Origin of the sequence: Streptomyces glaucus, from assembly GCF_039533365.1 — a bacterium.
Taxonomy (GTDB): Bacteria; Actinomycetota; Actinomycetes; order Streptomycetales; family Streptomycetaceae; genus Streptomyces; species Streptomyces glaucus.
The window spans coordinates 25,113-47,643 of the sequence record NZ_BAAATK010000021.1 but is presented as its reverse complement, the minus strand read 5'-3'; the positions used below and the strand labels follow the sequence as shown (position 1 = coordinate 47,643).

Annotated in this window: 26 protein-coding genes; 20 read left to right on the top strand and 6 right to left on the bottom strand. The window is 73.1% G+C overall.

The genetic code is table 11. The features are described 5' to 3' along the window. The first annotated feature begins 6 nt into the window (after positions 1-6). The 3 genes from ABD363_RS17480 to ABD363_RS17470 all read left to right on the top strand — a co-directional run bounded on the left by ABD363_RS17480 (position 7) and on the right by ABD363_RS17470 (position 2,012). Complete coding sequence (locus ABD363_RS17480) at positions 7-315, top strand: hypothetical protein (protein WP_344604486.1); 309 nt, start codon at positions 7-9, stop codon at positions 313-315. 564 nt (positions 316-879) lie between these two features. After that, on the top strand, positions 880-1,353 hold the full coding sequence (locus ABD363_RS17475; protein WP_344604485.1) for a C40 family peptidase: 474 nt from the start codon (positions 880-882) through the stop codon (positions 1,351-1,353). A gap of 83 nt (positions 1,354-1,436) precedes the next feature. Then, the gene (locus ABD363_RS17470) at positions 1,437-2,012 is read left to right on the top strand and encodes a DUF6328 family protein (RefSeq protein ID WP_344604484.1); all 576 of its coding nucleotides are present in this window, start codon (positions 1,437-1,439) and stop codon (positions 2,010-2,012) included. Positions 2,013-2,141: 129 nt separating this feature from the next. On the opposite strand, the gene ABD363_RS17465 is transcribed toward ABD363_RS17470, so the two are convergent. Beyond that, a complete protein-coding gene (locus ABD363_RS17465) occupies positions 2,142-2,600 on the bottom strand; it encodes an ATP-binding protein (protein WP_344604482.1) in 459 nt (152 codons plus the stop codon). Positions 2,601-2,813: 213 nt separating this feature from the next. On the opposite strand from ABD363_RS17465, the gene ABD363_RS17460 reads away from it, so the two are divergent. Both ABD363_RS17460 and ABD363_RS17455 read left to right on the top strand, forming a co-directional pair. Continuing rightward, positions 2,814-3,674 (top strand): helix-turn-helix domain-containing protein, encoded by an 861-nt coding sequence (locus ABD363_RS17460; protein WP_344604480.1) that lies wholly within the window; start codon positions 2,814-2,816, stop codon positions 3,672-3,674. A 9-nt stretch (positions 3,675-3,683) separates the two neighbouring features. After that, positions 3,684-3,914: a DUF397 domain-containing protein gene (locus ABD363_RS17455; RefSeq protein ID WP_344604478.1), complete on the top strand. Its 231-nt coding sequence runs from the start codon at positions 3,684-3,686 to the stop codon at positions 3,912-3,914. Positions 3,915-4,007: 93 nt separating this feature from the next. On the opposite strand, the gene ABD363_RS17450 is transcribed toward ABD363_RS17455, so the two are convergent. Then, positions 4,008-5,135 (bottom strand): 8-amino-7-oxononanoate synthase, encoded by a 1,128-nt coding sequence (locus ABD363_RS17450; RefSeq protein ID WP_344604476.1) that lies wholly within the window; start codon positions 5,133-5,135, stop codon positions 4,008-4,010. Positions 5,136-5,279: 144 nt separating this feature from the next. Between ABD363_RS17450 and bioB the strand changes: the two genes are divergently transcribed. From bioB to bioD, 3 genes are read left to right on the top strand one after another with little or no spacing between them, the layout of a single operon-like run. Next, entirely contained in the window at positions 5,280-6,407 is a 1,128-nt protein-coding gene (bioB, locus tag ABD363_RS17445; RefSeq protein WP_344604474.1) for a biotin synthase BioB, read from the top strand. Next, positions 6,400-7,680, top strand: a complete 1,281-nt coding sequence (locus tag ABD363_RS17440; protein ID WP_344604472.1) for an adenosylmethionine--8-amino-7-oxononanoate transaminase — start codon at positions 6,400-6,402, stop codon at positions 7,678-7,680. The genes bioB and ABD363_RS17440 overlap by 8 nt, the downstream gene beginning before the upstream one ends. A 1-nt stretch (position 7,681) precedes the next feature. Further along, on the top strand, positions 7,682-8,398 hold the full coding sequence (gene bioD / locus ABD363_RS17435) for a dethiobiotin synthase (protein ID WP_344604470.1): 717 nt from the start codon (positions 7,682-7,684) through the stop codon (positions 8,396-8,398). A 307-nt stretch (positions 8,399-8,705) separates the two neighbouring features. On the opposite strand, the gene ABD363_RS17430 is transcribed toward bioD, so the two are convergent. Both ABD363_RS17430 and ABD363_RS17425 read right to left on the bottom strand, forming a co-directional pair. Next, a complete protein-coding gene (locus ABD363_RS17430) occupies positions 8,706-9,080 on the bottom strand; it encodes a fic family toxin-antitoxin system, toxin component (RefSeq protein ID WP_344604468.1) in 375 nt (124 codons plus the stop codon). 4 nt (positions 9,081-9,084) lie between these two features. Next, entirely contained in the window at positions 9,085-9,303 is a 219-nt protein-coding gene (locus ABD363_RS17425; protein ID WP_344604466.1) for a toxin-antitoxin system HicB family antitoxin, read from the bottom strand. Between the two features lie 203 nt (positions 9,304-9,506). Between ABD363_RS17425 and ABD363_RS17420 the strand changes: the two genes are divergently transcribed. From ABD363_RS17420 to ABD363_RS17390, 7 genes are all read left to right on the top strand, one after another. After that, complete coding sequence (locus tag ABD363_RS17420; protein ID WP_344604464.1) at positions 9,507-10,325, top strand: ABC transporter ATP-binding protein; 819 nt, start codon at positions 9,507-9,509, stop codon at positions 10,323-10,325. Between the two features lie 4 nt (positions 10,326-10,329). Beyond that, positions 10,330-12,897, top strand: coding sequence for an ABC transporter permease (locus ABD363_RS17415; RefSeq protein ID WP_344604462.1), 2,568 nt, complete (start codon positions 10,330-10,332; stop codon positions 12,895-12,897). Between the two features lie 46 nt (positions 12,898-12,943). After that, the gene (locus tag ABD363_RS17410; RefSeq protein WP_344604460.1) at positions 12,944-13,834 is read left to right on the top strand and encodes an LLM class F420-dependent oxidoreductase; all 891 of its coding nucleotides are present in this window, start codon (positions 12,944-12,946) and stop codon (positions 13,832-13,834) included. 56 nt (positions 13,835-13,890) lie between these two features. Further along, on the top strand, positions 13,891-14,325 hold the full coding sequence (locus ABD363_RS17405; protein WP_344604458.1) for a GNAT family N-acetyltransferase: 435 nt from the start codon (positions 13,891-13,893) through the stop codon (positions 14,323-14,325). Positions 14,326-14,492: 167 nt separating this feature from the next. Next, positions 14,493-15,833, top strand: a complete 1,341-nt coding sequence (locus ABD363_RS17400) for a hemolysin family protein (protein WP_344604456.1) — start codon at positions 14,493-14,495, stop codon at positions 15,831-15,833. Continuing rightward, complete coding sequence (locus ABD363_RS17395) at positions 15,830-16,843, top strand: hemolysin family protein (protein WP_344604454.1); 1,014 nt, start codon at positions 15,830-15,832, stop codon at positions 16,841-16,843. The genes ABD363_RS17400 and ABD363_RS17395 overlap by 4 nt, the downstream gene beginning before the upstream one ends. 125 nt (positions 16,844-16,968) lie before the next feature. After that, complete coding sequence (locus ABD363_RS17390) at positions 16,969-17,751, top strand: SGNH/GDSL hydrolase family protein (protein WP_344604452.1); 783 nt, start codon at positions 16,969-16,971, stop codon at positions 17,749-17,751. 160 nt (positions 17,752-17,911) lie between these two features. On the opposite strand, the gene ABD363_RS17385 is transcribed toward ABD363_RS17390, so the two are convergent. Next, positions 17,912-19,099, bottom strand: a complete 1,188-nt coding sequence (locus tag ABD363_RS17385) for a tyrosine-type recombinase/integrase (RefSeq protein ID WP_344604450.1) — start codon at positions 19,097-19,099, stop codon at positions 17,912-17,914. After that, a complete protein-coding gene (locus ABD363_RS17380; protein WP_344604448.1) occupies positions 19,092-19,628 on the bottom strand; it encodes a helix-turn-helix domain-containing protein in 537 nt (178 codons plus the stop codon). The genes ABD363_RS17385 and ABD363_RS17380 overlap by 8 nt, the downstream gene beginning before the upstream one ends. Positions 19,629-19,758: 130 nt before the next feature. On the opposite strand from ABD363_RS17380, the gene ABD363_RS17375 reads away from it, so the two are divergent. From ABD363_RS17375 to ABD363_RS17355, 5 genes are read left to right on the top strand one after another with little or no spacing between them, the layout of a single operon-like run. Then, the gene (locus ABD363_RS17375) at positions 19,759-19,968 is read left to right on the top strand and encodes a DNA-binding protein (RefSeq protein WP_344604446.1); all 210 of its coding nucleotides are present in this window, start codon (positions 19,759-19,761) and stop codon (positions 19,966-19,968) included. Further along, positions 19,965-20,189 (top strand): helix-turn-helix transcriptional regulator, encoded by a 225-nt coding sequence (locus ABD363_RS17370; protein WP_344604444.1) that lies wholly within the window; start codon positions 19,965-19,967, stop codon positions 20,187-20,189. The genes ABD363_RS17375 and ABD363_RS17370 overlap by 4 nt, the downstream gene beginning before the upstream one ends. Continuing rightward, the gene (locus ABD363_RS17365; protein ID WP_344604442.1) at positions 20,186-20,728 is read left to right on the top strand and encodes a hypothetical protein; all 543 of its coding nucleotides are present in this window, start codon (positions 20,186-20,188) and stop codon (positions 20,726-20,728) included. The genes ABD363_RS17370 and ABD363_RS17365 overlap by 4 nt, the downstream gene beginning before the upstream one ends. Further along, on the top strand, positions 20,725-22,326 hold the full coding sequence (locus tag ABD363_RS17360; RefSeq protein WP_344604440.1) for a DNA primase family protein: 1,602 nt from the start codon (positions 20,725-20,727) through the stop codon (positions 22,324-22,326). Before ABD363_RS17365 ends, ABD363_RS17360 begins: the two co-directional genes overlap by 4 nt. Next, positions 22,323-22,478 (top strand): hypothetical protein, encoded by a 156-nt coding sequence (locus ABD363_RS17355; protein ID WP_344604438.1) that lies wholly within the window; start codon positions 22,323-22,325, stop codon positions 22,476-22,478. Before ABD363_RS17360 ends, ABD363_RS17355 begins: the two co-directional genes overlap by 4 nt. Positions 22,479-22,531 lie beyond the last annotated feature (53 nt).

The window sequence follows — 22,531 nt, the reverse complement described above, 5'->3', positions numbered from 1 at the left end:
GCGCCGATGCTGCCGCCGGAACCGCCACCGCTGCCCGCGCTCACCGGCGCCGAGGCCGAGTTGATCGACCGTTACCTCGACGTGGTCGATCTGCTCGGCCGGATCAACCCGGCGCGCCACGGCGACACCTACCGCGGACTGCGCGCCGCCCAGGCGCTGGTCGGCAAGGCCACCGCACTGCGTGACGCGCTCGCGCTGATGCACCACCGCGGCGAGCACGAACTGCACGCCCGCACGCTGGCGCGGGCGCTTCGGGTGCTGGACGGCGAGCGCCGCACGGCGCGCGTCACCCTGCCGCCGCGCTCCGACAGTTGAGGCACGCCGCGCCCGGTCCGGGCCGCCCGCCCGGCGGCGGAGCGTCCCGGACCGCCGTGGAAACCGGCTGAACGGCTTACCTCCTATCGGCGTACGCAGCCCTGCTGTTTCGGGGCCTTCGAGGTTGCGCAACAGCCGCGTCCCGAGGGTGGAATGGGGGGTTTCTTCGCTGGTCCGAGGGGGTGCGGGCGGTCTTGACAGAGACTCGGACGCACACCTGTCCACCCGAACGGGCGAGTGGTGAGTAACAACACAAATCCCCGGTTCCATTGGGATTTTCGGACATCCATGCGCCAAGATCCCTGTCTGACGACAAGCCCCCGCCACCGCGGCGGGGCGGTCCGGGCGGACGCCGAGTCCTGCCGCCGTCCGGACGACCGGTCGACAGGAGTGGATCGGCAGGAGTGGAGGACCCAAGCACGACGGGTCGCCGGAACGGCCGTCCCCGCACGGGAGACGCCGGGCCGAGCAGCCCTTGGGGTGAAGCCGCGTCAGCGGCCGGGCAACTTCGCCAGCCCGAATCCGACAGGTCATCCTTCACAGGCGGCTGACGAAGGGTTGCGCATGACTGCGCTCAATCGTGTCCCGTCGCTCATGGCCCGGGCCGGTACGGCCTCGGCCCTGACCATCGCCGCCGTGGGCGGCTCGATCGCGGTCCCGGGGGTCGCCTCCGAAGCGGCGGCGGCGAGTCCGGCGACGAAGGCGCTCCAGGTGGCGGCTTCCAAGAAGGGCTCCCCGTACAAGTGGGGCGCCACCGGGCCGTCCCGGTTCGACTGCTCCGGGCTGACGCTGTACTCGTTCAAGAAGGCCGGCAAGAAGCTGCCGCGCACGGCGGCCCAGCAGTACAACAAGACCCGCCACATCTCCGCCAAGAGCCGCAAGGCCGGGGACCTGGTGTTCTTCCACTCGGGCTCGAACGTCTACCACGTCGGCATCTACGCCGGCAGCGGCAAGATCTGGCACGCCCCGAAGACCGGGGACGTGGTGCGCCTGCAGAAGATCTGGACCAAGAGCGTCTGGTACGGCCGGGTGAGCTGACCCTTCCGGCGGGGCGGCGGCGCGTCGGGGCGCCGCCGCCCCCTCGGGGCGTGACGCGGGTCCACGTGGTTACCCGTGGCGCCATGGCCGACCACCGTCCCTGCACCGCACGCAACGAGACGCCGCTGGAACGCGCGGACCGCAACTTCGGTGAACTGCTCCAGGAGCTGCGTGTCACCCAGACCGGCGTGCAGATCCTGTTCGCCTTCCTGCTGTCGCTGGCCTTCACCGAGCGCTTCGAGGACCTCGACTCCGTCCAGCGTGCCGTGTACGTCGCCACGCTGCTGCTCGCGGTCCTCTCGGCCGCGCTCTTCACGGCACCAGCCGCCCTGCACCGCTCGCTCTTCCAGAAGGGCGCCAAGCCCCGTGTCGTGCAGGTGTCCGCACGGCTCGCCACGGTCGGCCTGGGCGTGCTGGTGTTCGCGTTCACCGGGTCGGTGACGCTCGTGGTGGACGTGACGACGAGCCGGACCGGCGGGCTGGCCGCCGGTGCGGCGACCCTCCTGGTGTGCCTCGGCCTGTGGGGGCTGCTGCCCCTGCTGGTCCGGCGCGGGGGCCCGGACGGGCGCCGGGGGCCTGCCGACACCCGGCCGGCTCCCCGGGACCGTGCAGCGGTGCCGCCCCGGGTGCCGCCGGCGCGGCACCCGGGGCGGTCCTGACCACGATCCGCCGTTCGCCGTCGGGGCGCCGGACCGGGTGCGGGAGCTGGTCCCGGTGACCGCCCCGGCGCCCCGGCCGGCGGCGCCTGCCGGTCCCCTGGCGGAGTGCGCCGGGCGGTCGCGTGACCGCTACGGCTCCTGCCGGCCCGCGGTCGGGAGGGGCTCGGCCGGAACCTGCCACGGCAGTTCGACGGAGACCGTCTTGCCGCCCTCGCGGGTCGGCCGGACGGTCAGCCGGCCGCCGTGCTCCGCCGTCAGCCAGCGGACGATCACCATTCCGCGGCCGTTGTCCTGCTGGACGGCGGCGGGCAGTCGTTTCGGGAAGCGCGGGTGAGCGTCGGTGACCTCGATGCGCAGCCGGCCGTCCGGATCGAGGGCGAGGGCCACGGTGAAGGTGGGCGACCGGCCGAGGGTGTGCTGAACGGCGTTGGTGGCGAGTTCGGAGACGATGAGGCGGACGGTGTCGGCCATGTCCGCGTCCGCCGGCAGACCCCACTCCAGGAGCGTGCCGGCCACATGGGCGCGGGCCGCGGAGACCGAGGCGGGCTCGCTCGGCAGAGTGACGGATGCTTCCAGATGGTCTGCCATGGCGGCGTCGTCCCTTTCCCCCGGGACCGCGGTCCGACACGACAGCGGATGGTTCGAGTACGGTCCCGGACTGGTGCCTCGCCGTCAGAGTGCCATCACCGGGCCGGTGAGGACGGCGATCCATCGAGATATGCATATATCTGTCGCCCGATACGGTGAAGTCTGCGGCGCGGGACCGGACGGGGGCGGCGCGGAGGGGGTAAGGAGGAGCCCATGCAGCACGGTCCCGCGGTGCGCCGCCGGAAACTGGGTGCCGAATTGCGTGCGCTGCGCGCCGCGGCGGGGCTCACCAGTGGTGAGGCGGCTCGCCTGGTGGGGTGGCACCAGTCGAAGGTGAGCCGGATCGAGACCGGCACGAGCGGGGTGAAGCCGGCCGATGTGCGCCTGCTCCTGGACGCCTACGCAGTGCGGGACGCCCAGTTGCGGGACCTGCTGCTGGTCCTGGCCGGCTCCGACGCCGGGGGCGGCCGGCACCACTGGTGGCACGCGTACCGGGGGGTGCTGCCGCCGACCTACCGGGACTTCATCAGCCTGGAGTCCCAGGCCACGGCGATGCGCACGCTGGAGACCACCGTCGTGCCCGGATTGCTGCAGACGTCGGAGTACGCCCGGGCGGTGACGCGGGCCGCGGTGGACGGGCTGTCGGAGGACCGGCTCGACACGCTGGTGGAGGTGCGGCTGGCCCGGCAGGACGTGCTGCGCGCGGATCCGCCGCTCAGGCTCAGCGCCGTCCTCGACGAGGCGGTGCTGCGCCGGGAGGTCGGCGGGCCCGGCGTGATGACCCGTCAGCTGACCCGGCTGGTGGAGGCGGCGCGCCTGCCCCAAGTGCGGTTGCAGGTGCTGCCGTTCGGGGCCGGGGCGCACATCGGCGTCACCGGCTCTTTCGTTATCTTCTCATTTTCGAGCACTTCTGATCTGGACGTGGTTGTTCTTGACCATTTGACGAGTAGTCTCTATCTCGAGCGGAAAGAAGACCTGGAGGCCTACACCGAGGCCTTCGACGCCCTTCGGATCCACGCCCTTTCCCCCGAGGACTCGTTGGATTACATCGCCGGGATAGCTGCCGGCGCGTAAGGAGGCACCATGTCCGCACTGCCTCGCACCATCACCCTCCCCTCCGAACTGCACGGCGTGCGGTGGCTGCGCAGCAGCTACAGCACGGGAGCGAACAACTGCGTCGAGACGGCCCGGCCCGGGGCCGGCCCGCTCGCCGGACTGCTCGCCGTGCGCGACTCCAAGAACCCGGCCGGGCCCGCACTGCTCTTCTCCCCCGACAGCTGGGCGGACTTCACGGCCGGAGTACATCGCATCTGATCAACGACGGAAGTTGATCGATTGAGACCGATCAATCTCGGTCAAAATCAATCACATTCCGCATCGTGCGAGACACGACCGTGTCACGCCGACTCATGGTCGCGTTTCGCCGATCACCTGCACAGCGCGTTCGATCTGCTCCCCGGAGAGGTCCGCGCGGGCGGTCAGCCTGAGCCGTGAGACGCCGTCGGGCACGGAAGGAGGACGGAAGCAGCCCACGGACAGGCCCGCCGCACGGCAGTCGGCCGCCCACCGCACGGCCCCCTCCGGGGAAGGCGCGCGCACGGAGACCACCGCGGCGTCCGGACGCACCGCTGCCAGACCCGCCGCGGTCAGGCGAGCGTGCAGCGCGCTCGCCACCGCGCGCACCCGCGCCGCGCGCTCCGGCTCGCGGCGCAGGATCCGAAGGGCGGCCAGCGCCGCGCCCGCCGCCGCGGGGGCGAGGCCCGTGTCGAAGATGAACGTCCGGGCCGCGTTGACCATGTGGTCGATCACCCGGGCGGGGCCGAGCACGGCCCCGCCCTGGCTGCCGAGCGACTTGGACAACGTGACCGTGACGACGACGTCGTCGGCGCCCGCGGGCCCCGCCGCGTGCGGGGCGCCGCGGCCGCCGTCGCCGAGGACGCCCAGGCCGTGGGCGTCGTCCACGACCAGTCCCGCGCCGTGCCGGCGGCACGCCCCGGCGAGCGCGGCGAGCGGGGCCGCGTCGCCGTCCACCGAGAACACCGTGTCGGACACGGCGATCGCGGGCCCGTCGTGCGCGCCGAGGGCCTTGCGCACCGCGTCCGGATCGGCGTGCGCGACGACCTGTGTGGTGCCGCGGGCCAGCCGGCAGCCGTCGATCAGCGAGGCGTGGTTGCCCGCGTCGGAGACGATCAGCGAGCCGTGCGGCGCGAGCGCGGTGACCGCCGCGAGGTTGGCCGCGTATCCCGAGGAGAAGACGAGGGCCGCCTCGAAGCCGCAGAATCCGGCCAGTTCGCGCTCCAGCTCCTGGTGCAGTTCGGTGCTGCCGGTGACCAGCCGGGAGCCGGTGGCGCCGCCGCCCCAGGTCCGCGCGGCCCGGGCCGCGGCCTCGGCGACCTCGGGATGGCGGGCGAGGCCCAGGTAGTCGTTGCCGGCCAGATCGAGCAGCGGCGAGTCGGCGGGACGGGGACGCAGGGTCCGCACGAGCCCGGCGCGGCGGCGCAGTTCCGCCTGTTCGTCGATCCAGCCGAACGCCATCGGTCCTCCGTCTTTGTAGGCAGTGCACAGACACTAGCGGCAGCGCCCGCGGCCCAGAATGTGGCAACGCCCACACGTCGAAGGGACAGCGTTGTGCAAAGTCTCCTTGGCCCGGGGCCGCTCCTTACGACAGGATCGGCTCCCATGGACCTGCTGAACACGCTGGTGGACAAGGGGCTTCGGCGCGAGACGCCGACCCGCGAGGAGGCGCTGGCCGTCCTCGCCACGTCCGACGACGACCTGCTCGACGTGGTGGCCGCGGCCGGAAAGGTACGCCGGCACTGGTTCGGCCGGCGGGTGAAACTCAACTATCTCGTCAACCTGAAGTCCGGGCTGTGTCCCGAGGACTGTTCCTACTGCTCCCAGCGGCTCGGTTCCGAGGCCGGCATCCTCAAGTACACCTGGCTCAGGCCCGAGGAGGCCTCCGAGGCCGCCGCCGCGGGCGTGGCCGGGGGCGCCAAGCGGGTCTGCCTGGTGGCCAGCGGACGCGGCCCCACCGACCGCGACGTGGACCGGGTCTCACAGACCATCAGGACCATCAAGGAGCGGAACGAGGACGTCGAGGTGTGCGCCTGCCTCGGGCTGCTCTCCGACGGCCAGGCCGAGCGGCTGCGCGCGGCGGGCGCCGACGCCTACAACCACAACCTCAACACCTCCGAGGCGACGTACGCCGGCATCACCACCACCCACACCTACGCCGACCGCGTGGACACCGTGCGCAAGGCGCACGCGGCGGGCCTGTCCGCCTGCTCCGGGCTGATCGCGGGCATGGGCGAGAGCGACGAGGACCTGGTCGACGTGGTCTTCGCGCTGCGCGAGCTGGACCCGGACTCGGTTCCGGTGAACTTCCTGATCCCGTTCGAGGGCACCCCGCTGGCGAAGGAGTGGAACCTCACCCCGCAGCGCTGCCTGCGCATCCTGGCGATGGTCCGGTTCGTCTGCCCGGACGTGGAGGTGCGCATCGCGGGCGGCCGCGAGGTCCATCTGCGGACGATGCAGCCGCTCGCCCTGCACCTGGCCAACTCGATCTTCCTCGGCGACTACCTCACCAGTGAGGGCCAGGCGGGCAAGGCCGACCTGGAGATGATCGCGGACGCCGGGTTCGAGGTGGAGGGCGCCGACCAGGTGACACTGCCGGAGCACCGGACGGGCGGCTGCTCCCCGCGGGGCGGCGGTCCGTGCGGCTCCGCGCCCCGGGCCGGCGAACCCCGTACGGATCTGGTCGCCGTGCGCCGCCGGGGCGCCGGGACGGACCTCGCGCCCAATGCCTGAGCCGTCCGTGACCGAGCTGCTGGAGCTCGACCGGCGGCATGTCTGGCACCCGTACGGCCCCATGCCCGGCCGGCAGGAACCGCTCGTCGTGGAGTCGGCGAGCGGGGTGCGGCTGCGGCTGGCGGACGGCTCGGGCGAGCTGGTGGACGGCATGTCGTCCTGGTGGTCGGCCATCCACGGCTACAACCACCCGGTGCTGAACGAGGCCGCCCGCGAGCAGCTGGGGCGGATGAGCCACGTGATGTTCGGCGGGCTCACCCACGAACCCGCCGTCCGCCTCGCGAAGCTCCTGGTCGACCTGTCGCCCGACGGCCTGGAGCACGTGTTCCTCGCCGACTCCGGCTCGGTGGCGGTCGAGGTCGCCGTCAAGATGTGCCTGCAGTACTGGCGTTCGCTGGGCCGGCCCGCCAAGCGGCGGCTGCTGACCTGGCGCGGCGGCTACCACGGCGACACCTGGCAGCCGATGTCGGTGTGCGACCCCGAGGGCGGGATGCACCGGCTGTGGAGCGGCGTCCTGCCCCGCCAGGTGTTCGCCGACCCCCCGCCGGCGCGGTACGAGGAGGCGTACGCCGGCCGTCTGCGCGAGCTGGTCGAGCGGCACGCCGGGGAACTGGCCGCGGTGATCGTCGAGCCGGTGGTGCAGGGCGCGGGCGGGATGCGGTTCCACTCCCCCGCCTATCTGCGGGTGCTGCGGGAGGCGTGCGACACGTACGACGTGCTGCTGGTGTTCGACGAGATCGCGACCGGTTTCGGGCGCACGGGCGCGCTGTTCGCGGCGGAGCACGCGGCGGTGGCACCGGACGTGATGTGCGTGGGCAAGGCGCTCACCGGCGGCTATCTGACGATGGCGGCGACGCTGTGCACCGCGCGGGTGGCCGACGGCATCTCCCGGGGCGAGGTGCCGGTGCTCGCGCACGGCCCGACCTTCATGGGCAATCCGCTGGCGGCGGCCGTCGCCTGCGCCTCGATCGGGCTGCTGCTCGGCCAGGACTGGGCGGCGGAGGTCAAGCGCATCGAGGCGGGCCTGCGGGACGGGCTGGCCCCCGCCGGTGAGCTGCCCGGTGTGGCGGACGTGCGGGTGCTCGGCGCCATCGGGGTGGTGCAGCTCGACCACCCCGTGGACATGGCGGCGGCCACCCGGGCGGCGATGCGCGAGGGCGTGTGGCTGCGGCCGTTCCGCGATCTGATCTACACCATGCCGCCCTATGTCACGGGCGACGAGGACGTGGCGCGGATCGCGCGCGCGGTGTGCGCGGCCGCGCGGGAGGGATGACATGCCGATCCTGGTGATCACGGGCACGGGCACGGAGGTCGGCAAGACCGTCGCCACCGCCGCCGTCGCCGCGACGGCGCTGGCGGCCGGCCGGTCGGTGGCCGTGCTGAAGGCCGCGCAGACCGGTGTCGGCCCGGACGAGCCGGGGGACGCCCGGGAGGTCGCGCGGCTCGCCGGGGCGGTGACGGCGGCCGAGGTCGCCCGCTATCCCGACCCGCTGGCTCCGGCGACGGCCGCGCGCCGGGCCGGTCGCGCGCCGGTGCACCCCCGGGACGTGGCCGAGGCCGCCGCCAAGCTGGCCACCGAGCACGACCTGGTGCTGGTGGAGGGGGCGGGCGGACTGCTCGTACGGTTCGACGCGGCGGGCGGGACGCTCGCCGACGTCGCCGGGCTGCTGGGGGCTCCGGTGCTGATCGTGGCGTCGGCGGGCCTGGGCACGCTGAACACGACCGAGCTGACCGCTCGCGAGCTGCGCTCCCGCGGCCTTGAGTCGCCGGGCGTGGTGATCGGCAGCTGGCCCGGCGCCCCCGATCTCGCCGCGCGCTGCAATCTGGCCGACCTGCCGGACGTGGCCGGGGCGCCCCTGCTCGGCGCCCTGCCCGCCGGGGCGGCGGCGCTGGCCCCCGCCGCGTTCCGGGCGGCGGCACCGCACTGGCTGGCGCCCCGGCTCGACGGCACGTGGGACGCGGAGGTGTTCCGGATGCGGCACGCGCCCTGAGCGGGCCGCCCCGCGCTTCCCCGCCCGGACGTACGGCGTCCGCCCGGCCGCCGGAGGCGTCGTCCCCGGCGCGCACCCGCGGCCGGGCCGGTACGGGGCGGGAGCGGGGAACCGCGGCGAGGTCCGCCTGCTCCCGGGGCGGGCCGTCCGGCGCGTTCCGGCGGTTCCGCCCCGGCCGGCCGCGGCACCGCGCGGCGGACCCGGTCCGCTTTCGAGGCGGTCCCCTGACCGTCGGGCGCCCGCGCCGCACCGTGCTCGAGGGGCCCGGCGCCGCGCGGGAGCCGCACCGGCGGCGGCCGGTGCCCGGTCACCGGCACCAGCGGCGCAGTTCCTCGGCGATGTCGTGCACCGACGCCTCGCCGCTCTTGACCAGCCGGGCCAGGTCGCGGACCTGCTCGGGGGAGGTGACGACCCGCAGGCCGCTGGCGACGAGGTAGGCGTAGGCGACGGCGGAGGCGAACAGGACGTTGGAGCGCTCCAGCGCGGGGACGTGCACGAGGAGCTGGAGCAGCGCGGCGGCGCGCGCGTGCGGGCTGTCGTAGACGGGGACGTCGAGGATCTCGGCCCGGTGGCGGGCGACGGCGGCGACGAGGGCGCCCCAGTCGGTGACCCGGGGGTCCCCCGGCGTCCGCTGCTCGGCGAGCATCAGCAGCCAGGCGAGGTCGATGCGCAGGTCGTCCAACGGTTCAGCGGCGCGTCTCGCCGGCTTCCTCGGCGAACACCTGCTCGTACCGCTTCATGAAGTCGGCGGCGGCCTCCACGAACGTGTGGCCCGCCTCGCCGGTGTCCTGTCTGACCAGCTCCTCGATGTAGCGGTTGACGCTCATGCCGCGGGCCGAGGCACGCTCCCGGGCGGCTCGGGCGGTGCCCTCGTCCACCCGCACGTTCAGCTGGGTCTTCGCCATACCTCGACGCTAGCGCCGGACCGCTAGCGCGGCAAGGGACGGCCCGGGCGGAAGGCGCTCCCCGTCACCGGCGCCGGGGGCGGGGGCACCCGCATTGGATCCCGGGACGGATACCGGGTGTGGGCCGGATCACATTAGGCTCGGCCGGGACGAGGCAGTCCCCCTCCCGAGCACGTCCTCCCTCCCCGAGCAAGGAGGCCCCCTTGTCCGCATCTGCTGCGCAGCACGCGCCGGGCCTCGCGCGGGCCGGCGGGATCGCGGCCCGCGCCCGCGGTCTGACCAAGGCGTACGGTTCGGGCGAGACGGCCGTGCTCGCCCTCGACTCGGTGGACGTGGACATCGTGCGCGGCCGGTTCACCGCGGTGATGGGACCGTCGGGTTCCGGGAAGTCCACCCTGATGCACTGCCTGGCGGGGCTCGACACGGTCTCGGCCGGACGGGTGTGGCTCGGTGACACCGAGATCACGGGGCTGCGGGAGCGCGAGCTGACCCGGCTGCGCCGGGACCGGATCGGCTTCATGTTCCAGTCGTTCAACCTCGTCCCGACGCTGAACGCGCTGGAGAACATCACCCTGCCGATGGACATCGCGGGCCGGAAGCCCGACGGGGAGTGGCTCGACCAGGTCATCGACGCGCTGGGCCTGAGGGACCGGCTCGCACACCGGCCGTCCCAGCTGTCCGGCGGGCAGCAGCAGCGGGTGGCGTGCGCGCGGGCGCTGACCTCCCGGCCCGAGCTGATCTTCGCGGACGAGCCGACCGGCAACCTGGACTCGCGGACCGGGCTGGAGGTGCTCGGCTTCCTGCGGCAGGCCGTCGACGCGCTGGGACAGACGGTCGTCATGGTCACCCACGACCCGGGGGCCGCCGCCCACTCCGACCTGGTGCTCTTCCTGGCGGACGGGCGGATCGTCGACGAGATGGCGCGGCCGACGGCAAAGGCGGTGCTGGAGCGGATGAAGCGGTTCGACGTGATCCGCGGCCCGTCCGGCGAGGGCCGGGACCCGGCCGCGGGCGGGGGGTGACGTCGTGCTCAGGGCGACGCTCAGGAGCTTCCTCGCGCACAAGGGACGGCTGCTGCTGTCCGCGCTGGCCGTCGTCCTGTCCGTGGCGTTCGTCATGGGCAGCCTGATCTTCTCCGACACGCTCGACCGCACCTTCGACCGGCTGTTCGCCTCGACCGCGGCCGACGTCACCGTCAGCCCGCGCGAGGGGCTCGACGAGGCGGTGCCCTCCGGCCGGACGGCCACCCTGCCCGCCGCGCTCGCCGGCCGCGTGGCCGAGGTCGACGGGGTCGCCGCCGCCCGCGTCGAGGCGGAGGCCGAGCGCATCACCGTCGTCGACGAGGAGAACGAGCCGGTGAGCCCGACCACCGGCGCCCCCACGACCGGCGCCAACTGGGACCCGACCGCGCGCGGCCCCGTGAAGCTCACCTCGGGTCACGCGCCCGAGGGCCCGGCGCAGGCGCTGCTCGACGCGCAGACCGCCGGCCGCAGCGGCGTGCGCATCGGCGACACCCTCACCGTCGTCGCCGCGCCGGGCTCGTTCGAGGTGAAGGTCGTCGGCATCGCCACGTTCACCACCGCCAGCCCCGGCACCGCCCTGCTGTTCCTCGACACCCCGACCGCGCAGACCAGGCTGCTGGGCGACGCGCGGGCGGCCACCCGCATCTCCGTCGACGCCGCGGACGGCGTGAGCGACGCCGAACTCGAACGGCGCGTCGCCCGGGCCCTGGGCGCGGACCGGTACGAGTACCGGACCGCCGCCGAGCAGGCCGAGTCGGACGTGGAGCAGCTGGGCGGGGTCCTCGACGTCGTCAAGTACGTGATGCTCGGCTTCGCCGGGGTCGCCGTCCTCGCCGGCGTCTTCCTGATCGTCAACACCTTCTCGATGCTGATCGCGCAGCGCACCCGCGAGCTGGGGCTGCTGCGCGCGCTGGGCGCCGACCGGCGCCAGATCCGCCGCTCGGTCCTCGCCGAGGCGCTGCTGCTCGGCGTGGCCGGCGCCACGCTGGGCCTGGGCACCGGCGTCGGGCTGGCGGCCGGACTGATCGGGCTGGTGAACGCGCTCGGCATGAGCATCGGCTCCGCCGAGATGGTCGTCGGCTGGACCGCGCCGGTCGCCGCGTACGCCGTCGGCATCGGTGTGACCCTCGTCGCCGCGTATCCGCCGGCCCGCCGCGCGGCGGCCGTCTCCCCGATGGCCGCCCTCAGCGACACCGAGGCCGCCGGGACGGGGCGGCCGCTGCGGGTGCGGGGGGCGGCCGGCGCCGCCGTCGGGGCGGCGGGCGTCGCCGTGCTCGCGGGGTGCGCCGCCGCGCCCCGGACCGCGCCGGCGGTGTCCCTGCTGGGCCTCGGCGTCGTGCTGACGCTGATCGCGACCGTGGTCGCGGGCCCGCTGCTGGTCCGCCCGGTGATCCGGGTGCTCGGCGCGGCCTTCCCGGCGCTGTTCGGGGCCGTCGGCCGGATGAGCCGGCGCAACGCCCTGCGCAATCCGCGCCGCACCGGCGCCACCGCCGCCGCCCTCATGGTCGGGATCGCCCTGGTCGGCGGGATGTCGGTGGCGGGCGCCTCGCTGACCGAGTCCTTCGACGAGCAGATCGACAGGACGCTGGGCGCCGACTTCGTCGTGCAGAACGGCACCTTCGTGCCGTTCCCGCGGGAGGTCACCGAGCGGGTGCGCGACACGCCGGGCGCCGGGCTCGTCGTACGGGGCCGGTTCGCGCCGGTCGCGGTGCGGCTGCCGGACGGCGACCGGGTGGAGACGACCGCGGCGGGCTACGACCCGCGGCTCGACGAGGTCGCCAGCATCACGTACGCGCGGGGCGACACGGCCGCCGCGCTCGCGCCCGGCGGGATGGCGATGGAGGCGGACTTCGCCCGCGAGCACGGCGTCCGCCTCGGCGACGCCGTCCCCGTGGAGTTCCAGGGCGGACGCGCCGCGCGGCTGACGGTGGGCGCGCTCACCGGCCGGGAGACCGCCGAGGGGTTCGGCCCGCGGGGCGGGATCTACTTCGGCCTCGGCACGCTGGAGCGGTACGCGCCGGGCGGCCAGGAGTCCGCGCTGTACGTCAACGCCGCCCCCGGCACGAGCGACAACGAGCTGCGGGCCGGTCTGGAGCGGGCGCTCGCCCCGTACCCGCAGGTGCAGGTGCGCGACCTGGCCGACTACAAGGAGCTGGTGCACGACCAGATCGCCGTGCTGCTCCGCCTCGTGTACGCCCTGCTCGGGCTGGCGATCGTCATCGCGGTGCTCGGCGTGGTCAACACGCTCGCCCTGTCGGTGGTGGAGCGCACCCGGGAGATCGGGCTGCTGCGGGCGATCGGCCTCGCCCGGCGCCAGCTGCGGCGGATGATCCGGCTGGAGTCGGTGGTGATCGCGGTGTTCGGGGCTGTCCTGGGGCTCGCGCTGGGCCTGCTGTGGGGCGTGTGCGCCCAGCAGGTGCTGGCGCTGCAGGGCATGACCGCGTTCGCCGTCCCCTGGGGCACGGTCGTCGCGGTGGTCGCCGGCTCGGTGGTGGTGGGCGTGGTGGCGGCGCTGCTGCCCGCGTCGCGTGCGTCCCGCATGAATGTGCTGGCGGCCGTCGCGCACGAGTGATTGACTCCCTTCCCGGTCTCGAGTCCCCTGCCGTGGAGGAGAGTTCATGCCGCGCCCGTTCCGCTTCGGTGTCAACCTGACCGTCCCCGCCCCGGCCCGCGAGTGGCGCGCCAAGTGCCGCCGCGCCGAGGAACTGGGCTACGACGTGATCCTGGTCCCCGACCATCTCGGCATGGTCGCGCCGTTCCCGGCGCTGGTCGCGGCGGCCGAGGCGACCGAGCGGCCGCGCCTGGGCACGTTCGTGCTCAACGCGGGGTTCTGGAACCCCGCGCTGCTCGCCCGCGAGGTGGCGACCACGGACGCCCTGACCGGCGGGCGCCTGGAGCTCGGGCTCGGCACCGGTTACGTGCCGGCGGAGCACGAGACGGCCGGGCTGCCCTTCGGCTCGCCGCGCGAGCGGGTGGACCGGCTGCGGCACACGGTCGAGGAGCTGGACCGGCTGCTGGCCTCCGAGGAGCACCTGCCGCGGCCGGCGCAGCGGCCCCGGGTGCCGCTGCTGATCGGCGGCAACGGCGACCGGATGCTCCGCCTGACCGCCGAGCACGCCGACATCGCGGCGTTCACCGGCGCCCGGTCCGTGCCGGGCAGCGCGTCGGGGCAGCTGGCCCCGATCACGGCCGAGGAGCTCGACGAGCGGGTGGCGCGCTACCGGCGGCTGGCCGCGGGCCGCGCGGAGCCGGCGGAGCTGAACCTGCTGCTCCAGATCGTGGTCGTCACCGAGGACCGGGAGGCCGCCGTCCGGCCGTTCCTGGAGCTGGTGCCGCACCTGACCCTGGAGCAGGTGCTGGACCTGCCCATCGTCCTGGTCGGCACCCGGGAGCAGATCACCGCGCAGCTCCTGGAGCTGCGCGAGCGCTACGGCTTCAGCTATCTGACCGTCCTGGAGCCCTGCATGGAGGTCTTCGCGCCCGTCATCGAGGCCCTGCGCGGCGCCTGACCGTCCGGATGCCGGAATTCCGCGCCCCGCCGGCCCGCGCGTGATGGGATCACCGCATGATCGATCTGCGGATACGGGCCGCCGGCCCCCAGGACGTGGACACCGTGCTGGCCTTCTGGAGGACGGCCGCCGAGGGCACCAGCATCAGCGACGACACCGACGGCGTCGAACGCCTGGTCGCGCGCGACCCGGAGGCGCTCGTCCTGGCCGAGCGGGGCGGTGAGCTGGTCGGCACGGTGATCGCGGGCTTCGACGGCTGGCGCTGCCATCTGTACCGGCTGGCGGTGCACCCCGGCCACCGCCGGCAGGGCATCGCCTCGGCGCTGCTCGCCGCCGCGGAGGAGCGGTTCGTACGGCTCGGCGGGCGCCGCGGGGACGCGATGGTGCTGCGGCGCAACGAGACCGCGCACCACGCGTGGCGCGCCGCCGGGTACGCGCCCGAGGAGCAGTGGCGGCGCTGGGTGAAGCCGCTCGGCGGGCCCGGCGAGTAGGCCGCGCGACCGCCCGGCGGCACTTCTTTGCCCATCCTTTACGCTCGGCGGGCCACTCGGTCCTCCATGAAAGGTTGTGAGCGTCCGCCCGGGGGCGAGCCGCCCCGGAGCGGACACCGCGCGTTCCTCCCCGTCACGACCGACCATGGGACGGAGGTGACGACGCGATGACCGAAGTACTCCTCCTGCTGGTGGCGATCCTGCTCTCCCTCGCCTGCGGCGCCTTCGTCGCGGCGGAGTTCTCGCTGACCACCGTCGAGCGGAGCGCGCTGGAGCGTGCCGCGGAGCGCGGTGAGCGCGGCGCCCCGGGCGCCCTGAAGGCCGTACGGAACCTGACCTTCCAGCTCTCCGGGGCCCAGCTCGGCATCACGGTCACCAACCTGGTGGTCGGCATGCTGGCCGAGCCGTCGATCGCCGCGCTGATCTCGGGCCCGTTGCGGGACGCCGGCGTCTCGCGTTCCGTGGCCGGCTCGCTCGCGCTGGTGCTCGGCACGGCCCTGTCGACGGTGTTCCTGATGGTCGTCGGCGAGCTGGTGCCCAAGAACTGGGCGATCTCCTCGCCGCTGGCCGTGGCCAGACGGGTCGGCACCCCGCAGCGCTGGTTCAGCGCCGCCTTCCGGCCCTTCATCACCCACCTCAACAACACCGCGAACCGCGTGGTGCGCCGCCTGGGCGTGGAGCCCGCCGAGGAACTGGCCTCCGCGCGCGGCCCGCAGGAGCTGGCGGCCCTGGCCCGGCACTCGGCCCGGCAGGGCGCGCTGGAGCCGGACACCGCCGAGCTGTTCGTACGGACCCTGAACCTCGCCGACCTGACCGCGGAGAACGTGATGACCCCGCGCGTCCAGGTGGTCGCCCTGGACGCCCAGGCGACCTGCGAGGACGTGGCGAACGCGACCCGGGCGACCGGACTGTCGCGGTTCCCCGTCTACCGCGGCAGCCTGGACTCCGTCGTCGGGACCGCGCACGTCAAGGACGTCCTGGCGGTGCCCGCCGACCAGCGGCGCCTGGTGCCCGTCTCCCAGCTGATGCGCGAGCCGCTCCTGGTCCCGGAGACGCTCACCGTCGACCGGCTCCTGGACCGCCTGTCCGGCAAGCACACCATGGCCGTGGTGATCGACGAGTACGGCGGCACCGCGGGCGTGGCCACCCTGGAGGACATCGTCGAGGAGGTCGTCGGCGAGGTCCGCGACGAGCACGACCCGCACGAGACGCCCGACCTGGCCCCGGCCGGCACGGACGAGGACGGCCACGCCCTGTACTCGGCCGACGGTTCGGCGCGCCTGGACCAGCTCGCGCAGGTCGGGCTGCGGGCGCCGGAGGGGCCGTACGAGACGCTGGCCGGCCTGGTCGCGACCGCGCTCGGCCGCATACCCGCCGTCGGCGACGGCGTCGACGTCGCCGGCTGGCGGATGGACGTGGTGGACGCCACCGGCCGCCGGGCGGCCCGCGTGCTGCTGCGCGCGCCGCTCGGCGACGAGCGGACCGAGCGGCAGGAGGCCGGGAAGTGACCGTCGTACAGTTGCTGATCGGTCTGGCGACGCTGGTCGTCAACGCCTTCTTCGTCGGCGCCGAGTTCGCGCTGATCTCCGTCCGCCGCAGCCAGATCGAGTCCTACGCCGAGCGGGACGACCGGCGCGCCAGGAGCGTGCTGTGGGGGCTGGAGCACGTGTCCGCGCTGATGGCGGCGGCGCAGCTCGGCATCACGCTGTGCACCCTGGTCCTCGGCGTGGTCGCGGAGCCGGCCATCGCGCACCTGCTGGAGCCGGCGTTCCACGCGGTGGGCGTGCCCAGCGGCGCGGGACACGCGGTGTCCTTCGTGATCGCGCTGGCCCTGGCGACGTATCTGCACATGCTGCTGGGCGAGATGGTGCCGAAGAACATCGCGCTCGCCGAGCCGGTGCGCAGCGCGCTGCTGCTCGGCCCGCCCCTGGTGGCGCTGTCCCGGGCGCTGCGTCCGGTGATCTTCACGGTGAACGCCTTCGCCAACGCGCTGCTGAGGCTGTTGAGGGTCGAGGCGCGGGACGAGGTCTCGGCGACCTTCACGGACCGGGAGCTGGCCGAGATCGTGCAGGACGCCAGCCAGGCCGGTCTCATCGACGACCGCGCCCAGGAGCGGCTGCACGACGCGCTGGCACTGGGCCGCCGGCCGGTGCGCGACGTGGTGCTGCCGCTGGAACGCGTCGTCTACGCGCACGTGGGCGTCACCCCGGAGGAACTGGAGCGGCTGTCGGCCCGGTCCGGGTTCTCCCGCTTCCCGGTCGTGGACGAGGGGCGCCGGATCGTCGGCTACCTGCACGTGAAGGACGCCCTGGACGCCTCCCCGCGGGTCCTGCCGTTCCGGCTGCGGGACATGCGGCCCATCGCACGGGTGCGGGAGACCACCCCGCTGGACGACGTCCTCACCGCGATGCGGGGCAGCCGGACGCACCTGGCGGCCGTGCTGGGCGCCGACGGGCGCCTGGCGGGCCTGGTGACGATGGAGGACGTGCTGCGGGAGCTGTTCGGGCAGCGGGCCTGACACGGTGCGGCCGGCCGCTCCCCCGGCGGCGGGCGGGTGCGCCCGGGCCGGGGGCGGGGCTGCGGACCGGTGTGTCCGGGCCGACCGACCGGCGGGTATGTGCACGGGATACCATCTTCGTCGCCATGCAGACGAACCCCACGTACACCAGCCTGGTCGCGGTCGGCGACTCCTTCACCGAGGGCATGTCGGACCTGCTGCCCGACGGCACCTACCGCGGCTGGGCCGACCTCCTCGCCGCGCGGATGGCCGCCCGCACCCCCGGCTTCCGGTACGCCAACCTCGCGGTGCGCGGCAAGCTCATCGGGCAGATCGTCGACGAGCAGGTGGACGCGGCGGCGGCCATGGGGGCCGATGTGATCACGCTGGTGGGCGGGCTCAACGACACGCTGCGCCCCCAGTGCGACATGGCGCGGGTGCGCGGTCTGCTGGAGGAGGCCGTCGAGAAGCTGGCGCCCTCCTGCAAGCAGCTGGTGCTGATGCGCAGCCCCGGCCGCCGGGGCCCGGTCCTGGAGCGGTTCCGGCCGCGCATGGAGGCGCTGTTCGCCTGCGTCGACGACCTCGCCGCACGGCACGGCGCCCTGGTCGTCGACCTGTACGGGGCGCCCGCGCTGGCCGACCCGCGGATGTGGGACGTGGACCGGCTGCACCTGACCGCCGAGGGGCACCGCCGGGTCGCGGAGGCCGTGTGGCAGGCGCTGGGCTACGCACCCGAGGACCCCGACTGGCACGCTCCGATGCCCGCCTCGGCGCCGCCGGGATGGGTCACGCGGCGGATCGCGGACGTCCGGTTCGCCCGGCACCACCTGCTGCCGTGGATCGGCCGCCGGCTGACGGGCCGGTCGTCCGGGGACGGGCGTCCGCCGAAGCGGCCGGAGCTGCTGCCGTACGAGGGACCGGCGGCGTGACCCCGGCCCGCGCCGCTCTCGTAGGTTCCGACGAACCACCCCACGGCTCCGGCCTGCACGAATCGCCAGTAGAATCCGTACCCTGTTCTGCGCCCAACAGTGTTCCCGCTGGTCAGAGCCGGTAAAAGACGATCCGCGAGAGATCATCTCTCACAATTTCTCACTGAGCGGCCTCGGGAGTGCCCCCGTGGAAGGCGTCCCACGCCGCCGCGGCGGCCCGCATGTCCTCGGGCGCGACATGGACGTACTTACGCTTCGTGAACGAGGCGTTCGCGTGGCCCGCCCAGGCGGCCAGCACGACGTCCGGGACGCCGTTCACGGCCAGATAGGTCAGACAGGAGTGCCGGGCGTCGTACAGGCGCACCTGCCGCAGCCCCAGCCGGCGCATCGCCCGGTAGGCGTGCTCCCGCAGCTGGCGCGTATTCAGGGCCATGCCCAGCTCGTTGACGACGACGTACCCGGTATCGGTGTACGCCTCGCCCGCGGCCAGCTTCTCCCGAGCCTGCTGCGCCCTGAACTTCTTCAACGCCTCCCACGGCCACTGAGGCAGCGGCAGCACCCGCTCACCCGACGACGTCTTCGTGTCCTTCTCCAGAACCTTGACGTTGCCGACCATCGTGCGGGTGTTGGTGATCTCCAGCGTGCCCCGCTGCAGGTCGATGTCCGTCCATCGCTGCCCGCACACCTCGGCCGGCCGCAGTCCCATCAGGGACAGCAGCAGCGGCGCGTACAGCCGGTCGCCCTCGATCCCGCGGATGAACGTCTGCACCTCCTCGACCGTCCACGGCTTCGGCCGCTCCCGCTCCCGCTTGTCGAGCTTCTTGTCGGCGAGCGCGACCCGCACGTACCGGGCCGGGCTGGACGGGATGAGCCGGCGGACGACCGCACGCCCGAGCGCTTCCCGCAGCCTGGTCAGGATGCCCTCGACCGTGGACACCGCCAGGCGTGTACCAGGCTCACCGCCCTTCCGCCGCCCGCCGGCCACCAGGGAGTCGATGAACTCCTGCACCTGGTCCTCGGTGAGTTCCTGCAGGCGGACGTGCCCCAGCCGGTCGTAGACGTGCACCAGGGCGAGGCGGTACGTGCGGATCGTCGTCTCCTCGACGTCCCGCCGCTTGTACTCCAGCCACTGGTCAAGCCACTCGGCAAGCGTGATCTTGTTGGGGGCGATCAGGGTTCCCGCCGCCCGCTGATACAGGATCCGGTCGCGTTCCTCGCGGCACTCCCGCGCCGTATCCCGGGTGACCGTGATCTGGATGCGCTTGCCGTTCTCGTCGCGGCCGGCATCGACCATCAGCCGGTAGCGGACCTTCCCGCTGGAAAGGACAATCCGCTTCGGCTCAGCCATCGCTCTCCCTGCCCCGCCGCACGCCGAACGCCGCCGAGGACACCCTGTCGTCCCCTTCGGCCGACAGCAGACCGACCGGACGCGAGTTGAGCAGGAAGTCCATCACCAGACGGTCCGCTTCTTCGGCATCGACATCGACCGGGTAGCGCAGCGGCTCCATGCACCAGGCCCACCGCCATGCATCGGCGGCGCCCACCTCGCCGGCGCCCGTGACTTCCGTGGTGGCCTGCGTCGGCAGGCCATTCACGTCCTTCGGCCCCCGCGTGTTCGCCGGCAGCAGCAGCGTGACCGGAGAGACGCCCAGCACGACAGCGAGGGCAGTCAACTCGTCGGCCGTGACTACCCGCTCGCCCTTCTCCATGCGCGTGATACCCGAAGCCGGAATGGATCGGCCGGCGCGCTCCAAAGCTGCGGACAGTTGCCTGGTGGTCATCTCACGGCGCTTGCGAAGGCGCGCGATGTTCGCCGCCACGGTCTGCCCAGTGGGCCCTACCTCGATAGCGCGTCGCCCGCGCTGCTGCTCTGCCATAGGCGACAGCGTAAGGAACGCCGTCGACCTTGTTGTGCACCCGGTGTCCGATGTTAGAGTCTCCATAGGTGCATTCTAGGAACACCTGATGCAGATAAGCAACGCATGGTTCGGAAAGGAGGACCGTACTGTGACCGAAGAGTTCCTGTCGCCCAAGCAGGTAGCGGCCGAATACCCCATGCTCGGCACCCCGTCTGCCCTCGCTGAGCGACGGTGGCGCGGCGAAGGGCCCGCATACATCAAGACCGGCAAGGGACGCGCAGGCCGCATTTTCTACCGGCGCAGCGCCATCGAGAAGTTCCTGACCGAGTGCACGGTCACCCCCAGGAGGGCCGCATGACCAAGCCCCAGCCGACGCTCGCGGAAGTCCGGAAGTGGCCTGCAACTGTCAGCGTCGCCGACGCCGCCCGCGCCATCGGATGCAGCCGCAGCCACCTGTACGAGCGCGTCAAGAGCGGAGACAGCCCGGTCAAGACAATCCAGCTCGGCACCCGCTACGTCGTGATCACTGCCGATCTCGTGCGCCTGCTCTCCGGGGAGATCGGGGGCGCCGCGGCATGACCACGAACGCAGAAACGCCCCGGGTCGTGTCCGGGGCGTTTCCAGAAGACTCCGCGGCGGGCGGTAAGTCCGCTGCCATCGTAGAGCAGTCCCAGCGTCGACGCGAGGCGGCCGGGTGCGGCCGGCCGGACGACGCGCAGAACCCGGGCCCCGAGCCGCAGCCCGCGACCATCGACCAGGACGCCTTCGTCGAGCTGTGGGCCACCGCCAAGACGCTGTTCTTCGCCCGCGACTTCCCCAAGTACGCCTCCCCCGAGTGGCGGGCCCTCCACCCCGACGACCCCCGGCGCCTGGCGGGCGCCCTCGAAGCCGCCGAGATGTGGCGCAAGTACGGCGACGAGCAGGAGCTGTGCGAGTGGCTGAAGCGGCTCTCCAGCAGCCCCGAAGCCGTCCTGCGGGCACGCGCCCTCGCCGAGCTCGACGCACTCGCCAAACCCAAGCCACCGCACCAGCTGCGCGCCGCCCCCGGCTGGCCCCCCGTCCGCATCCCCGGCCAGCCCGGGAAGTACCTCGACTGCACCAGGAAGGAGGCGGCGTGACGGACGAGCGCGAGATGCCGCCGCCCACCAACCCGATGGCCGTTGCCCGCGAGCTGGCCCCCGCCTGGCACCACCCGGAAACCGGTCTGCTCACCCGCCGCTACTGGCGCGGTACATGGATGCGCTGGGAGGGCTCCTACTGGCGCGAGATGGACGACCAAGAAGTGCGGGCCGCCCTCTACAAGAAGCTGGAGCACGCCGAGTACGTCGCCGGCGTCGACAAGCACGGCCAGCCGATCATCAAGCCGTGGTCGCCGACCAAACGGAAGATCTCCGACTTGATGGAGGCGATCTCAGCCGTCACCCACCTGCGGCCCTCCCTCGACGCCCCTCAGTGGATCACCCGAGACGGGCTGAGTCGGGACTCAGGCACTTCCAACGCGCACGGAGACGAAAGCCCGATCGTGGCGTGCACGAACGGCCTGCTGCGCGTCGCCGACCGTGAGCTGCTGCCCCTCACCCCCGGATTCTTCAACCTCGTGTCGGTGCCGTTCGACTACGACCCGGAAGCCACTGCCCCCACCTGGGAAAAATTCCTCGCCGGCGTCTGGCCCGACAGTCCCGAGTCCATCGCCGCCCTGCAGGAGTGGTTCGGCTACGTCCTGTCGGGCCGCACGGACCAGCAGAAAATCCTGCTGATCGTCGGCCCCACCCGGTCCGGAAAGGGCACCATCGCCCGCATCCTCACGAACCTGGTCGGCAAAGGGAACATGGCAGGCCCGACACTCGCCGGGCTGGCCACGAACTTCGGCCTGGCGCCGCTGCTGGGCAAGTCCCTGGCCGTCATCTCCGACGCGCGGCTGGCCGGGAAGGACGGGCACCAGGTCGTCGAGCGGCTGCTGACCATCTCCGGTGAGGACACCATCGACGTCGACCGGAAGTTCCGGGAGGCGTGGACGGGCAAGATGCCGACCCGGCTCATGATCCTGTCCAACGAGCTGCCGAACTTCGGCGACGCCTCGGGAGTCATCGCCCGCCGCTTCATCGTCCTGAACATGACCGTGAGCTGGCTCGGCAAGGAAGACACCGCCCTTACGGAGAAGCTGGCCGCGGAGATGCCCGGCATTCTCAACTGGGCGCTGGACGGGCTGGCCCGGCTGGAGCGGCAGGGCCACATCACCGAGCCGCCCGGATCGGCCGAAGCGGTCACCACCATGCAAGACACGGCCTCCCCGACGTCGGCGTTCGTCCGCGAGTGCTGCGACAAGGGCCCCACATGCGAAGTCACCGTCGATGAACTGTGGGAGGCCTGGAAGGAGTGGGCCGACGACCAGGGAGTGCGGAACGGCACCAAGGCCATGTTCGGCCGCAACCTCCAGTCCGTAGTCCCCCAGGTGAAGCGGACGCGCCCCCGAGACGACTCCGGAAAGCAGATCCCGACCTACTCCGGAATCACGCTGAAAAGTACAGCCCGCAATGACAAGAGTCCCGACTCAACCCGTCTCAGTGGCTACGGGAGCGGCCTGAGTCGGGCTGAGACGGGACTCAGCCCACTGCAGCCCCAACACTCACAGCACCCCAAGTGCACGGGCTGCGGCTTCCCCTTCGAACCGCTCACCCCCGACCAGACCATGCACCCCGGATGTGATGCCGCATGACCTCCCACGTCGATGAGCAGATACAGGCCCGGATCACCGCGGCGAAGAACAAGCGGCAGCAGCGGGCCGAACTCGACGAGAACCGCGCCCACGGCCTCACCGCCCGGCACCTCGCCAAGATGGCCCGCTGGGAAACCGAGGACCCCGAGTGACCCGGGCCCGCGTCCGCTGCGCCGCCTGCGACCGGCCCCTGACCGGCAGGCGC

What these genes read in the sequence shown, in the direction of transcription:
- ABD363_RS17355 (WP_344604438.1), top strand. Translation starts at nt 22,323, where the DNA reads ATGACCTCCCACGTCGATGAGCAGATACAGGCCCGGATCACCGCGGCG.
- ABD363_RS17390 (WP_344604452.1), top strand. Translation starts at nt 16,969, where the DNA reads ATGCAGACGAACCCCACGTACACCAGCCTGGTCGCGGTCGGCGACTCC.
- ABD363_RS17470 (WP_344604484.1), top strand. Translation starts at nt 1,437, where the DNA reads ATGGCCGACCACCGTCCCTGCACCGCACGCAACGAGACGCCGCTGGAA.
- ABD363_RS17400 (WP_344604456.1), top strand. Translation starts at nt 14,493, where the DNA reads ATGACCGAAGTACTCCTCCTGCTGGTGGCGATCCTGCTCTCCCTCGCC.
- ABD363_RS17475 (WP_344604485.1), top strand. Translation starts at nt 880, where the DNA reads ATGACTGCGCTCAATCGTGTCCCGTCGCTCATGGCCCGGGCCGGTACG.
- bioD (WP_344604470.1), top strand. Translation starts at nt 7,682, where the DNA reads ATGCCGATCCTGGTGATCACGGGCACGGGCACGGAGGTCGGCAAGACC.
- ABD363_RS17450 (WP_344604476.1), bottom strand. Translation starts at nt 5,135, where the DNA reads ATGGCGTTCGGCTGGATCGACGAACAGGCGGAACTGCGCCGCCGCGCC.
- ABD363_RS17440 (WP_344604472.1), top strand. Translation starts at nt 6,400, where the DNA reads ATGCCTGAGCCGTCCGTGACCGAGCTGCTGGAGCTCGACCGGCGGCAT.
- ABD363_RS17365 (WP_344604442.1), top strand. Translation starts at nt 20,186, where the DNA reads ATGACCACGAACGCAGAAACGCCCCGGGTCGTGTCCGGGGCGTTTCCA.
- ABD363_RS17405 (WP_344604458.1), top strand. Translation starts at nt 13,891, where the DNA reads ATGATCGATCTGCGGATACGGGCCGCCGGCCCCCAGGACGTGGACACC.
- ABD363_RS17425 (WP_344604466.1), bottom strand. Translation starts at nt 9,303, where the DNA reads ATGGCGAAGACCCAGCTGAACGTGCGGGTGGACGAGGGCACCGCCCGA.
- ABD363_RS17410 (WP_344604460.1), top strand. Translation starts at nt 12,944, where the DNA reads ATGCCGCGCCCGTTCCGCTTCGGTGTCAACCTGACCGTCCCCGCCCCG.
- ABD363_RS17465 (WP_344604482.1), bottom strand. Translation starts at nt 2,600, where the DNA reads ATGGCAGACCATCTGGAAGCATCCGTCACTCTGCCGAGCGAGCCCGCC.
- ABD363_RS17380 (WP_344604448.1), bottom strand. Translation starts at nt 19,628, where the DNA reads ATGGCAGAGCAGCAGCGCGGGCGACGCGCTATCGAGGTAGGGCCCACT.
- ABD363_RS17370 (WP_344604444.1), top strand. Translation starts at nt 19,965, where the DNA reads ATGACCAAGCCCCAGCCGACGCTCGCGGAAGTCCGGAAGTGGCCTGCA.
- ABD363_RS17385 (WP_344604450.1), bottom strand. Translation starts at nt 19,099, where the DNA reads ATGGCTGAGCCGAAGCGGATTGTCCTTTCCAGCGGGAAGGTCCGCTAC.
- ABD363_RS17455 (WP_344604478.1), top strand. Translation starts at nt 3,684, where the DNA reads ATGTCCGCACTGCCTCGCACCATCACCCTCCCCTCCGAACTGCACGGC.
- ABD363_RS17460 (WP_344604480.1), top strand. Translation starts at nt 2,814, where the DNA reads ATGCAGCACGGTCCCGCGGTGCGCCGCCGGAAACTGGGTGCCGAATTG.
- ABD363_RS17480 (WP_344604486.1), top strand. Translation starts at nt 7, where the DNA reads ATGCTGCCGCCGGAACCGCCACCGCTGCCCGCGCTCACCGGCGCCGAG.
- bioB (WP_344604474.1), top strand. Translation starts at nt 5,280, where the DNA reads ATGGACCTGCTGAACACGCTGGTGGACAAGGGGCTTCGGCGCGAGACG.